General features: G+C 71.5%; 9 protein-coding genes, 1 tRNA gene, 1 pseudogene and 1 riboswitch. Of the genes and pseudogenes, 5 read left to right on the top strand and 6 right to left on the bottom strand.

Annotated features, from left to right (window positions below; genetic code table 11):
• From AB6A65_RS05180 to AB6A65_RS05165, 4 genes and pseudogenes are all read right to left on the bottom strand, one after another.
• Window positions 1-426 (bottom strand): annotated as a pseudogene (locus AB6A65_RS05180) (hypothetical protein); the annotation flags it as partial.
• Entirely contained in the window at window positions 423-806 is a 384-nt protein-coding gene (locus tag AB6A65_RS05175) for an ExbD/TolR family protein (RefSeq protein ID WP_371037298.1), read from the bottom strand. The gene AB6A65_RS05175 and the pseudogene AB6A65_RS05180, both read right to left, overlap by 4 nt.
• A gap of 5 nt (window positions 807-811) precedes the next feature.
• Window positions 812-1,189 (bottom strand): ExbD/TolR family protein, encoded by a 378-nt coding sequence (locus tag AB6A65_RS05170; protein WP_371037297.1) that lies wholly within the window; start codon window positions 1,187-1,189, stop codon window positions 812-814.
• The gene (locus AB6A65_RS05165) at window positions 1,189-1,845 is read right to left on the bottom strand and encodes a MotA/TolQ/ExbB proton channel family protein (RefSeq protein WP_371037296.1); all 657 of its coding nucleotides are present in this window, start codon (window positions 1,843-1,845) and stop codon (window positions 1,189-1,191) included. Before AB6A65_RS05165 ends, AB6A65_RS05170 begins: the two co-directional genes overlap by 1 nt.
• 133 nt (window positions 1,846-1,978) lie before the next feature.
• Window positions 1,979-2,185: riboswitch (cobalamin riboswitch) on the bottom strand.
• 102 nt (window positions 2,186-2,287) lie between these two features.
• Here AB6A65_RS05165 and AB6A65_RS05160 point away from each other — a divergent pair.
• A complete protein-coding gene (locus AB6A65_RS05160) occupies window positions 2,288-3,070 on the top strand; it encodes a sulfotransferase family protein (protein WP_371037295.1) in 783 nt (260 codons plus the stop codon).
• 4 nt (window positions 3,071-3,074) lie between these two features.
• On the opposite strand, the gene AB6A65_RS05155 is transcribed toward AB6A65_RS05160, so the two are convergent.
• Complete coding sequence (locus tag AB6A65_RS05155; protein WP_371037294.1) at window positions 3,075-5,978, bottom strand: valine--tRNA ligase; 2,904 nt, start codon at window positions 5,976-5,978, stop codon at window positions 3,075-3,077.
• A 94-nt stretch (window positions 5,979-6,072) separates the two neighbouring features.
• Window positions 6,073-6,501: an Lrp/AsnC family transcriptional regulator gene (locus AB6A65_RS05150; protein WP_371037293.1), complete on the bottom strand. Its 429-nt coding sequence runs from the start codon at window positions 6,499-6,501 to the stop codon at window positions 6,073-6,075.
• A 115-nt stretch (window positions 6,502-6,616) separates the two neighbouring features.
• On the opposite strand from AB6A65_RS05150, the gene AB6A65_RS05145 reads away from it, so the two are divergent.
• The 4 genes from AB6A65_RS05145 to AB6A65_RS05130 all read left to right on the top strand — a co-directional run bounded on the left by AB6A65_RS05145 (window position 6,617) and on the right by AB6A65_RS05130 (window position 11,422).
• Window positions 6,617-7,759 carry a type III PLP-dependent enzyme gene (locus AB6A65_RS05145; RefSeq protein ID WP_371037292.1) on the top strand — a complete coding sequence of 381 codons (1,143 nt, stop codon included), beginning with the start codon at window positions 6,617-6,619 and terminating at the stop codon, window positions 7,757-7,759.
• A 59-nt stretch (window positions 7,760-7,818) separates the two neighbouring features.
• Window positions 7,819-10,113 (top strand): xanthine dehydrogenase family protein molybdopterin-binding subunit, encoded by a 2,295-nt coding sequence (locus AB6A65_RS05140; protein WP_371037640.1) that lies wholly within the window; start codon window positions 7,819-7,821, stop codon window positions 10,111-10,113.
• A 143-nt stretch (window positions 10,114-10,256) separates the two neighbouring features.
• Window positions 10,257-10,332, top strand: a tRNA-Val gene (locus AB6A65_RS05135).
• Window positions 10,333-10,600: 268 nt separating this feature from the next.
• Window positions 10,601-11,422, top strand: a complete 822-nt coding sequence (locus AB6A65_RS05130) for a B12-binding domain-containing protein (protein WP_371037291.1) — start codon at window positions 10,601-10,603, stop codon at window positions 11,420-11,422.
• Window positions 11,423-11,572: the final 150 nt, after the last annotated feature.

Below are 11,572 nucleotides of genomic sequence, written 5' to 3'. Positions count from 1 at the left end.
GGTGTCGGGCGCGGGCCGGGGCAGGGCCGGGGCTTCGGCAAGCGGCGGCGCGGGGAGGTGGGCGACCGCGGCGGGCCGCTTCGGCGCGGGGCCGTCCGGCGCGGGCGGCGCGGCCGCCTGCGGGGCGGTCCGGGGCAGCGTCTCCGCCGCCGGCCCGGACGCGGTGTCGGGCCGGCGCAGGGCGGCGGAAAGCGGCGCCGGACGGTCGGGCGGGGATGGCATCGCCGCCTCGGTCTGGGCGGCGGGCGGGGCGCGCCAGGCCGTGACGAGGGCCGTCAGACCCGCGCCTCCCGCCTCGAGCGAGACCGTGGCCGCACCGCCCGCGCCGGCGGCGGGCGCCGCGCCGCCCGACCATTGCGCGAAGGCGCCCACGTGCAGCGCCAGCGCCACGCCCGTGAAGGCGGCGAATTCGAGCCCTCCCTTCATCGCGGCCGTACCGCCAGTTCGATCTCTGCCGCGCCCGTCTCTGCGAGACGCCGCAGCAGCGCGGCGAACTCCGCCGCCGGGAGCGTCGCGTCCGCACGAACGGTGAGCGGGCCGGCCCCGGCGTCGCGCGCGGCGAGCGCCTCCCACGCCGCCGCGCCTTCCGCGCCGCCGAAGGCCACCCGCCCGGCCGCCGAGACGTGCAGGACCGCGCCGGCCTCGGCGCCCGTCTCCGCGCCCGCTTGGGGCGGGGTCACGTCGAAGGGGGCGGGCGGGGCGATCTCGGCCGTCATCAGGAAGAAGATGAGCAGCAGGAAGACGACGTTGATCATCGGCACGATGGCCTCGGGACGGGTGCGCGCAGGGGGGCGGGAAAACTCCATCGCGTCTACTCCACCAGCAGGAGCCGGCCGTGGCCCGCGGCGCGGAGCGTCTCGGCCACGTCGGCGAGGCGCTGCAAGTCCGCGCCCGCGATCGCGCGCAGGACCAGCGGGTCGGCCGGCGTCTCGGTCAGCGGGGCGAGGGCGGCGGCGAGGCCGGTTTCGTCCACGGCGCGGCCGTTGAGCGTGACGCGGTCGGGGAAGATCTCCACCAGCCGGGGCGGGCCGCTCCAGTCCGCGCCCCCGCCGGCCGGTGAAAGCGGCAGGGCCGCGTCGCGCCCGAACTGCGCCACCAGCATGAAGAAGACCAGAAGCAGGAACACCACGTCGATCATCGGCGTCAGGCTCGGGCGGCGGCGCGGACGGGCGGCGGCGAAATCGAACATCAGGCCGCCTCCGCCGCGCGGGGGGGCAGGTGCGTGAAGACGCGGGTGGCAAGATCCTCCATCTCGCCCTGGACCGCCTCGGCCACGCTCTCGAACCAGGTGAGCGCGGCGGCGGCGGGGATCGCCACCGCCATGCCGGCGGCGGTCGTCAGGAGCGCCTCCCAGATCCCGCCCGCGAGGACCGAGGGGTCGGCCCGCGCGCCGCTGGCCTGAAGCGCCTGGAAGGCGTCGATCATGCCGAGGACGGTGCCCAGAAGCCCGATCAGCGGTGCGATGGTGGCGATGAGTTCGAGCGCGCGCAGCCCTTCCCGGAGCCGGGCTAGTTCGGCCCGCGCGATGCGCGTCGTCTCTTCGCGGGCGGCGGGCTCGGCCATGGCCGGATCCTCCGCCGCGCCCATGGCGGCGGCCGCGAGCCGGGCGCGCACGCCGCTGCCGCGCGCGGCCTCGGCGCGGGCCTGCGTCGCGCGGCCCTCGGTCCAGAGCGCCACGGCGGCGCGCGCCCGCGCCCCGCCCCAGGCGCCGAGCCGGGCCAGCCGCCAGAGTTTCCAGAGAATGAGCGCCAGGGTGAGGACCGAAAGCGCCGCGATGACCCAGAGCGCCGGGCCGCCACGGGCGAGGAACTCGCCGATCCCGCCGAACGCCGCGTCGCCCGCCATGCGCCTCTCCTCCCGCCGCCGGGCCGGGCCCGGTCTGCGCTTCGTGTCTTGTCCGGGAAGGGGCGGCCTGCCCGGACCGGTGATCGGTTTCACCACGCCGGAAGGCTCCGTCGCCCCGGCGCGCCCCGCGCCCGGACAGGGTGATCGCTCCGGCAGGTCTCCTGACTCGCGGGTCGTCGCTCGGCCGGGCCTTCCCGCGGGCCGTGCCCGCAGTGGCATCTTCCGGCTCCGCTCGCCGCTTACAGTTGCGGGGGCAGTCGCGGGTTTGGCCTCCCGGCCGCACCGCGTTCCCATTTTCACCGGGCGCGCGAGCGCCCGGACCGGAGCATCCCGACCCTTACGCCGAATCGCGCTTTCGGAAAAGCAGAACCTCGTGCGTGCCACTCAGTTGCACGCCGCCCTGCGGGGCTGTACCCGTGCCGGGAGTGGGGGAGATCCGCCTATGCTGGAGCGCCGCAGCGCGAAGATACGTCTGACGAGGGCGTTCCAGGGACAAGCGCAGCGTCTCTACCCGTTCTTCCGGCAGCACACCTATCGCGGACCGCTTCTGCCTTCGGAGGTCGAGAGTCGGGTCGCCGTTTCGCTGCGGGACGGGTTTCTTTACAACCGGATCCCCAAGACCGCGAACTCGCTCATGACCTGGATGCTCGCCAGGGCCTCGGCAGACGCCGCGGGCGAGCCTGCGCCGGAACGGCCGAAGAGCTATTTCCCGACGCCGCGGCGACTGTCATCGGCCGAGGCCGCCCGTGTCGAGCACGAGATCTTCAAGTTCGCGATCGTGCGGAACCCCTATTCGCGCACGCTTTCGGCGTATCTGGACAAGATCGCCGCGGGAAAACAGCAGGCGCGCACCTTCGAGAAGTGGCGCGGCGCCCCGGTTCAGCGGGAAGAACCGAGCTTCGGCGAGTTCTGTCGCTATCTGGACGCGGTCGGGCTGCGGGACGACGTGCACTGGGTGCCGCAGACGGAGCTGCTTTGCGAGGTGCCGGGCTGGTTCGACCGGATCTACCGGCAGGAAAGGCTGGGCGAGGCCGCCGAGGAAATCATGGGGCGGATCTTCGGCGTGGCGCCGGAGTTCCCGGCGCGGGTGGGGCCGCGCCCGACCGGGGCGTCGAAGCTCATCGCCCGCCACTATGACGACGAGACGCGCCGGATCGTGGCGCGGCTCTTCGCGGCGGATTTCGATGCCCTGGGCTACGCCCCGGATCTTCCGGGCGCGGCCTGATCCGTCAGCCGATCTCGGCCAGACGTTCGAGCGCCGCGCGCAGGCGCTGCGCCTCGTCCTCTTTCAGGGCGAGGGTCGCGCGGGTTTCGTCCACCACCTCCTCGGGGGCGCTTTCGACGAATTTCGGGTTGGAAAGCCGCCCCGAAAGCCCGCCCATCTCCTTCTCGAGCTTGCCGAGCGTCTTCTCGAGCCGCGCCTTCTCCTCGGCGACGTCGATGACGCCGGCGAGCGGCAGGCCGAGGCTCGCGCCCTCCACGGCCACGGTGACCGTGCCCTTCGGGAAGCCGTCGACCTCCTCGAGGCTCTCGATCCGGGCGAGCCGCTTGATGAGCGCCTCGTTCCGGCCCCAGGCGGCGCGGCCGGTCTCGCTGATCTCGGTGGCGAGCATCGGCACGTAGAGCCCCGCGGGGACGTGCATCTGCGCCCGCGCGCTGCGCACCTCCTCGATGACGGAGACGACCCAGCCCATCTCCCGGTCGGCGGCCTCGTCCGCAAGCTCCGCGGCGGTGTAGCCGGGCCAGTCGGCGTGGACGAGCATCTTCGCCCGCTCGCCCAGCGTGCCCCAGAGCTCCTCGGTGAGGAAGGGCATGATCGGTTGCAGAAGGATGAGGCACTGGTCGATCACCCAGGCCATCACCGCCTGCGTCTCGGCCCGAAGCTCCTCGTCCTCGCCCTGCAGGAGCGGCTTGGAGAATTCCACGTACCAGTCGCAGACCTTGCCCCAGACGAAGCCGTAGAGCGCGTCCGCCGCCTCGTTGAAGCGGAAGGCGTCGAGCGCGGCGTCCACCTTCTCGCGCACGCGGCCGGTCTCTCCGAGGATCCAGCGGTTGACGGCGGCGGTGGCCGCGGGCACCTCGGCGCCGCCGCCCACCGCGCCGTTCATCTCGGCGAAGCGCGCGGCGTTCCAGAGCTTGGTGCCGAAGTTCCGGTAGCCCGCGATCCGCTCCTTCGAGAGGCGCAGGTCCCGGCCCATCGCCGCCATGGCGGTGAGCGTGAAGCGCACCGCGTCGGCGCCGTACTCCTCGATGAGTTCCAGCGGGTCGAGCACGTTGCCGAGCGACTTCGACATCTTCTTGCCCTTCTCGTCGCGGACGAGGGCGTGGACGTAGACGGTGTCGAAGGGGCGTTCCCCCACCACGGCGTATTGCATCATCATCATCCTGGCGACCCAGAAGAAGATGATGTCGAAGCCAGTGATGAGCACGTCTGTCGGGAAATAGCGGCGAAGCTCCGGCGTGTCCTCGGGCCAGCCCAGCGTGCCGATGGGCCAGAGCCCCGAGGAGAACCAGGTGTCGAGCACGTCGGTCTCGCGCGCCAGCGTGACCTCGGCGAAGCGCGCCACGCCGTCGCCCTCGGCCTCGCGCAGGCCGCCCGATTCCGCGCCCTCGCCGCCGAAGCGGATCTCGGGCCCGGGCCCGTAATATTCCCGCGCGAGGTCGAACGCCTCGGCCTCGGTGGCGGCGCAGAATTCGCGCGGGCCGCCGGCCGGGTCGTCGCGGTCCGGCCCGTACCAGACCGGGATCTGGTGGCCCCACCAGAGCTGGCGCGAGATGCACCAGGGCTCGATGTTCTCCAGCCAGTGGAAATAGACCTTGCGGTCGGCCTCGGGCAGGATCGTGGTGCGCCCGTCGCGCACCGCGTCGATCGCGGGGCCCACGATCTTTTCGGCGTCCACGAACCACTGGTCGGTGAGGTAGGGCTCGATCGCCACCTTGGAGCGGTCGCCGTGGGGGACCATGTGGCGGTCGGCGTCGATGCCGTCGAGCCAGCCCTCCTCCTCGGCGGTGCGCACGATCCAGTCGCGCGCCTCGTAGCGGTCGAGCCCGTCGAGCGCCTCGATCACGCGCGCGAGCCCGTCCGGGTCGCAGCCCTCGGCGAAGTCCGGGTTGTCGCGCAGCCACATGCCCGCGCGCGGCGTCATCACGTTGATCGCGCGCAGCCCCGTCCGCTGGCCCACCGCCCAGTCGTTGAAATCATGCGCGGGCGTCATCTTCACCGCGCCGGTGCCCTTCTCGGGATCGGCGTAGTCGTCCGCGACGATCCGCAGCCGCCGGCCAACCAGCGGCAGGATCGCCTCCTTGCCCACGAGATGGGCGTAGCGCCGGTCGTCGGGATGGACGGCGATGCCGGTGTCGCCCAGCATCGTTTCGGGGCGCGTGGTGGCGACGGTCAGGTAGTCCCGCGTCTCGGTGGCGGTGACGTTGCCGTCCTCGTCGAACTCGACCGGGTGCTCGTAGGTCTCGCCGTCGGCCAGCGGATAGCGCAGGCGCCACATGTGGCCGTCGGTCTCGACCTGCTCGACCTCCAGATCCGAGATCGCCGTCTCGAAATGCGGATCCCAGTTCACCAGCCGCTTGCCGCGGTAGATGAAGCCCTTGCGGTACATGTCCACGAAGACGCGCATCACCGCGTTGTGGAAGTCGGGGCTGTTCTCGTGGCCCACCCGCGTGTCGCCGGGCGCGCCGGCCATGGTGAAGGCGTTGCGCGACCAGTCGAAGGAGGCGCCGAGCCGCTTGAGCTGGCCGATGATCGTGCCGCCGGAGCGTTCCTTCTGCTTCCAGACGAGATCGATGAAATCCTCGCGGCTGAAATCGGTGCGGCGCTTGCCGTCCCGGGCGAGTTCGCGCTCCACCACCATCTGGGTCGCGATCCCGGCATGGTCCTGGCCGGGCTGCCAGAGCGTGTCGAAACCGCGCATCCGGTGCCAGCGCACCAGCACGTCCTGCAGCGTGTTGTTGAAGGCGTGGCCCATGTGCAGCGAGCCCGTCACGTTGGGCGGCGGGATCATGATGCAGAAGCTTTCCTCGCGCGAGGCGTTGGCGCCCGCGGCGAAGGCGCCGGCCTCTTCCCAGGCGGCGTAGATCCGGCGCTCGGCCTCTTGGGCGTCGAAGGTCTTCGAAAGCGGCATCGCGTGCATCCCGTCTTGAGCGGCGTCGGCCGCTCCTTACCCGAGCGCCGGGCCGAGGAAAAGCCGCCCGGCGCCCGCCGCGGGCCGGCGCCTCTCAACGCGTCCGGTCGAGCTTCGTGGCGAGGTGGATCAGGCTTTCCGAACCCTTCACGCCGCGGGTCTCGCCGATCCGGTCGAGCGTGTCGTCGAGCGCCTCGGTGCTGTCGGCCGAAAGCTGCACGATGAGATCCACCCGCCCCGAGGTGGTGTGCACCGCCTCCACCCCCGGCAGCGACTTGAGCCGGGCGAGAACGGCGGGCCCCGAGCGCGGTTCGATCGACACGAGCACCGTGGCGCGCAGCGGCGGCCGAAGCGCGGGGCCCGCGCGCAGCGTGTAGCCCGCGATGGCGCCGCTGCGCTCCAGCCGCTCCAGCCGCGCCTGCACCGTGGTCCGGGCGAGGCCGAGCCTGCGGGCGAGCGTCGCCGTGGGCAGGCGGGCGTTCTCGGCCAGAAGCGAAAGGAGGGCGCGGTCAGTTTCGTCCATCTGTCGGCAAATTTCGTCGTTCCGACGCCAGAATGAACGGATTCGGCGAAAAAGACACTCCAAACCGACGGCACGTCGCGGGAGGATTCCGAAAAACGCGAGCAGTGAGGTTCCCATGCAATCCGGCGCGACGCTCTGGCCTTACCCCGAAACCCACCTGGCGAGGGCGAATCCGCGGGGTCCGGTGCTCTATTTCTGCCCCGACACGCTGCAGCGGACGGCACGGCGTTTCCTCGACGGCTTTCCGGGGCTCGTCACCTACGCGGTGAAGGCGAACGATGGCCCGGAGGTGCTGGAAAACCTCGTGGCTGCCGGGATCGCGGCGTTCGACGTGGCCTCGCCCGCCGAGATGGCGCAGGTGCGCGCGGCCTTCCCGGGCGCGGTGCTGCACTACCACAACCCCGTGCGCGCCCCCGAGGAGGTGGCGGCGGGCAAGACGCATGGCGTCGTCTCCTGGTCTGTGGACTGCGCCGCGGAACTCGACAAGCTCATGCCGCTGCCGGACGGTGCGGAGGTCGCGGTGCGGCTTCGCCTGCCGGTCGCCGGGGCGGCCTATGATTTCGGCGCGAAGTTCGGCGCCGATCCGGAGGTGGCGGCCGCGCTTCTGGCCGAGGTGGCGCGGCGCGGGCTCACGCCGTCGCTCACCTTCCATCCGGGCACGCAATGCGCCGATCCCGAGGCCTGGGCGGCCTATATCTTCTCCGCGGCGGGGGTGGCGCGCCGCGCCGGCGTCACGCTGCATCGGCTGAACGTCGGCGGGGGCTTTGCCGCGCACAGGGACGCCGACGCCCCCGATCTGGAGGCGATCTTCGCGCGGATCGGCGCTGCGTGCGCCGCGGCGTTCGGCGCCTCTGCGCCCGCGCTCGTCTGCGAGCCGGGTCGCGCCGTGGCCGCCGAAGCCTTCACCCTCGCGCTGCCGGTGAAGGCGGTCCGCCCCGACGGGGCGCTGTTTCTCGGCGACGGGATCTACGGTGCGCTGGCGGAACTGCGCGACATCGCCGCGCCGGGGCGCTTCCGGCTCCTCGACGCCGCCGCGCGGCCGCGCACCGGCGCGCCGGTGCCGCGCGTGGTGTTCGGCCCCACCTGCGACAGCCTCGACCGGCTGCCCGAGCCGCTGCCGCTGCCGGGCGACGTGGCCGAGGGCGACTGGCTGGTGCTGCCGGCCATGGGCGCCTATTCCGCGGCGCTTTCGACGCGGTTCAACGGCTATGGCGCGCTCGACCGGGTCACCGTGGCCGCACCCGCCCGCCAGGGGTAGACACCGCCACGCCGCGGCGTAGGTTCCGCGGGAGACGCAGCGGCGGACAAGGGATGAGCATGGAAAAGTTCGGGCGGAGCCAGCCGGTCACGCGGATCGAGGATCAGCGCTTTCTCACCGGCGAGGGCCGGTATGTCGACGACATCGTGCCCGAGGGCGCGCTCGTGGCCCATGTCCTGCGCGCGCCCATGGCGCATGGCTGGATCGAAACGCTCGACGTGAGCGCGGCGCGCGAGGCGGAGGGCGTGCATGCCGTACTCACGGCCGCCGACCTCGAGGCGGTCGGTCTCGACCTGCGGATGCAGGCCGTGCGCGTGCCGAATCGCGACGGCACGAAGGGCGCGGCCACCGAGCGGCTTCTGCTGGCCCGCGACCGCGTGCGATTCGTGGGCGAGCCCGTGGCGATGATCGTGGCCGAGACGCGCCAGCAGGCGCGCGACGCGGCGGAGCTCGTCGAGCTGGAGATCGAGGAGCTGCCCGCCAAGCTCGATCTCGCGCCCGGGGGCGAGCCGCTTCACGAAAACGCGCCGGACAACCGCGCCTTCGACTGGGCGCTGGGCGACGCGGCGGCGACCGAGGCGGCCTTCGAGACGGCGGCCCATGTCGTCCGCCTCGAGGTCGGCGACAACCGCGTCATCGTGAACTCCCTCGAGCCCCGCGGCGCCTATGCCGAATGGGTGGACGGGCGCGTGCACGTCGCCATCAACGGGCAGGGGGTCTGGAGCCAGAAGGCGGCGCTCGTCCAGGCGCTCCGCCTGCCCGAGGACGCCGTGCGTGTGACCAACCCCGATGTCGGCGGCGGCTTCGGCATGAAGGGGGCGCCCTACCCGGAATATCCCGTTCTGGCCCATGCCGCGCGGGTGACGGAACGCCCCGTGCACTGGATGGCCGAGCGCACGGAATCGATGCTGTCCGACCATGCCGGGCGCGACCTCGTCACCACCGCCGAGCTCGCCTTCGACGCGGATCTGCGGATCACCGCCTACCGCGTCCACACGCTGAGCAACCTCGGCGCCTACAACTCCAATTTCGGCCAGATCATCCAGAGCACGCTCTTCTCCAAGGTTCTGACGGGCGTCTACGACATTCCCGCGGCGTGGCTGCACGTCGAAGGCATCTACACAAACACCACGCAGGTGGACGCCTATCGCGGCGCCGGCCGGCCCGAGGCGATCTATGTGCTGGAACGCGCGATGGACCGCGCCGCGCGCGAACTGGGCGTGGACCCGTGGGAGCTGCGCCGGCGCAACTTCATCCCGAAGGAGAAATTCCCCTACACCACGCCCTCGGGCGAAACCTACGACGTGGGCGATTTCCACCGCCTGCTCGACCGGGTGGAACGGGAGTGCGACCGGGCCGGGTTCCCCGCACGGCGCGAGGAGAGCGCGGCGCGCGGCAGGCTCCGGGGCCTCGGGCTCTGCTACTACATCGAGAGCATCCTCGGCGATCCCTCGGAAGGCGCGAAGGTGACGTTCGAGGAGGACGGGACCGTCAGCCTCTTCGTGGGCACCCAGTCGAACGGGCAGGGGCACGAGACGGTCTACGCGCAATTCCTGTCGGACCAGACCGGCATCCCGGTAGAGCGCATCCGCGTCGTGCAGGGGGATTCCGACCTCATCGCGCAGGGTGGCGGCACGGGCGGCTCGCGCTCCGTCACCGTGCAGAACACCGCGACGTTGGGCGCTGTCGAGAAGATGGTCGCCGCCTTCACGCCCTACCTCGCCGGGAAGATGGACGTGCCGGAAGCGGAAATCCGCTTCGACGACGACACGTTCCGCGCGCCCGGCTCCAACCGGACGCCGAGCCTTCTGGAGGCGGCGGAAATGGCGCGCGCCGACGGGCGCTCCGACCTCTTGACGCACGAGGCGCGCACCAAGCTGCCCGGCCGCTCCTTCCCCAACGGCGCCCATGCCGCGGAGGTGGAAATCGACCCCGACACCGGCCGCGTCCGCGTGCTCCGCTACACGGTGGTCGACGATTTCGGCAACCTCATCAACCCGCTGCTGGCCGAGGGGCAGGTGCATGGCGGCGTGGCGCAGGGCATCGGGCAGGCCCTCTGCGAGCGGACGGTCTTCGACGAGGACGGCCAGCTTCTCACCGCGACCTTCATGGACTACGCGATGCCGCGCGCGGACGATCTGCCCATGTACGATTTCACCTCCGAGCCGGTGCCTTCGGTGAACAACGTGCTCGGCATGAAGGGATGCGGCGAGGCGGGCACGGTGGGCGCGCTCGCCGCCGTGGCCAACGCCGTTCAGGACGCGGTGTGGGAGGCCGGTGTGCGCCAGGCCGACATGCCCTTCACCCCGCATCGCATGTGGGACATGCTGCGCCACGCCCACGCGGCGGAATGAGCGCCGCCTGAGGCAGAGCCGGCGGCGCCTGCCGCTTCGGCCCTCGCGGTCCGTGCGCGCGGCGTGGTCCCCGCCGTCTCGGCACGGCCCGGCGCGGCGAGTCTTGCCATGGCGATCGGACGCGCGGTAAGAGCGCGCGGCGTGGGTGATTAGCTCAGCTGGTAGAGCGCCTCGTTTACACCGAGGATGTCGGGAGTTCGAGTCTCTCATCACCCACCAGCGCGCCGGCCCGGCGTCCCGATCCTTCCCGAGGGGCGGGACATGTTCGCGGCCTCCGCCGCAGCCCGACGCAAAGCGGCACCGGGATCGCGCGGGCCGCGCAACTCGTCCGTTACAACGACGCCGGGCGCGGGCAGCCATGCGGCGACCTCGTCGACGGGCCTCGTCCGCCCGGGACCGGACCCCGAAAAAATCATCCCCGAGTCATCTTAACCCACTTGATCCATCGGTATGCCGAGGTATCCTTTCCGCTTGGGAGGCGTTGCCGATGGGAAAGCCCGAGGTCACTTTCGACGAGGAAATCTTCTCGCGCACGGCATCTCTCTTCGCGACGAAACGCGATACCTTCGCCCCGGATGCGGTTGAGGCGCTGGCAGGCGACATCGTGCGACGCCTTGCACGCTCCGCCGGCACGGGCCCCGCCTTCGACGCCCCGGACATCAGCGACGACAGCATCGCCGCGTTCTGCGACGCGCTGGTCCAGCCTGATCCCGACGCAGCCTTGCGTTTCATAGAGGAGCGTCGTGCCGAAGGCGTGACGCGCCAGGGTGTCTACCTGGGATACATCACCGCCGCGGCGCGCTGTCTTGGCGAAGGCTGGGACGAGGATCGGCTGTCCTTTCTTCAGGTCACCTACGGCACCGGGCATCTCTACGCCCTGATGCGGGCCCTGAGGGCCGAGAGCGCCGCCGCACGGCCGACTTTCGACGGCGATCGCTGCGCGCTCTTCGCCACGGTGCCGGGCGAGGATCACGGCATCGGCATAACCGTCGCGGCCGACCTCTTCCGGGAGGCGGGCTGGGAGATCGATCTTCAGATCGGCGCCGATCACGACGAACTCATTGTCCATGTCGAACGAACCCAGCCGCACATAATCGGTCTGTCGCTCAGCACCGAGCACAGGCTCGACGCGCTGGTGCGCCTGGTGGTGGCGATGCGGATCGTCAAGCCGCATGCGATCATCGGCGTTGCGCCGGCGTGGAGTGTCGACGCGGAACGGCTTCACGAACTCCTCGATATCGACATCGTCTTCGGCGATGCGAAGTCGGCCTTCCTGGAGCTGGATCGCCTGATACGACTGCGCGGCTGACCGGACCGGTCCTGCGAAACGCCCCGATGTCGGGGCGCGGGGCCGCATGCGAGAAACCCGGAGACGAGGCCGGTTGTCTTGCACAACGCGCCACCTTTCACGGCAGTGGGGCAGGGTCGGCACGCTCCGGATCCGGGGCGCGTCGGTGCT

The organism is Rhodosalinus sp. FB01, from assembly GCF_041365715.1.
Taxonomy (GTDB): Bacteria; Pseudomonadota; Alphaproteobacteria; order Rhodobacterales; family Rhodobacteraceae; genus Rhodosalinus.
The sequence above is the reverse complement of the archived record's forward strand: the minus strand, read 5'-3'. Positions and strand labels throughout refer to the sequence as shown.

Excerpts from the sequence above, each read along its gene's own strand:
- AB6A65_RS05175 (WP_371037298.1), bottom strand. The coding sequence starts at position 806 with ATGGAGTTTTCCCGCCCCCCTGCGCGCACCCGTCCCGAGGCCATCGTG.
- AB6A65_RS05170 (WP_371037297.1), bottom strand. The coding sequence starts at position 1,189 with ATGTTCGATTTCGCCGCCGCCCGTCCGCGCCGCCGCCCGAGCCTGACG.
- AB6A65_RS05165 (WP_371037296.1), bottom strand. The coding sequence starts at position 1,845 with ATGGCGGGCGACGCGGCGTTCGGCGGGATCGGCGAGTTCCTCGCCCGT.
- AB6A65_RS05160 (WP_371037295.1), top strand. The coding sequence starts at position 2,288 with ATGCTGGAGCGCCGCAGCGCGAAGATACGTCTGACGAGGGCGTTCCAG.
- AB6A65_RS05155 (WP_371037294.1), bottom strand. The coding sequence starts at position 5,978 with ATGCCGCTTTCGAAGACCTTCGACGCCCAAGAGGCCGAGCGCCGGATC.
- AB6A65_RS05150 (WP_371037293.1), bottom strand. The coding sequence starts at position 6,501 with ATGGACGAAACTGACCGCGCCCTCCTTTCGCTTCTGGCCGAGAACGCC.
- AB6A65_RS05145 (WP_371037292.1), top strand. The coding sequence starts at position 6,617 with ATGCAATCCGGCGCGACGCTCTGGCCTTACCCCGAAACCCACCTGGCG.
- AB6A65_RS05140 (WP_371037640.1), top strand. The coding sequence starts at position 7,819 with ATGGAAAAGTTCGGGCGGAGCCAGCCGGTCACGCGGATCGAGGATCAG.
- AB6A65_RS05130 (WP_371037291.1), top strand. The coding sequence starts at position 10,601 with ATGGGAAAGCCCGAGGTCACTTTCGACGAGGAAATCTTCTCGCGCACG.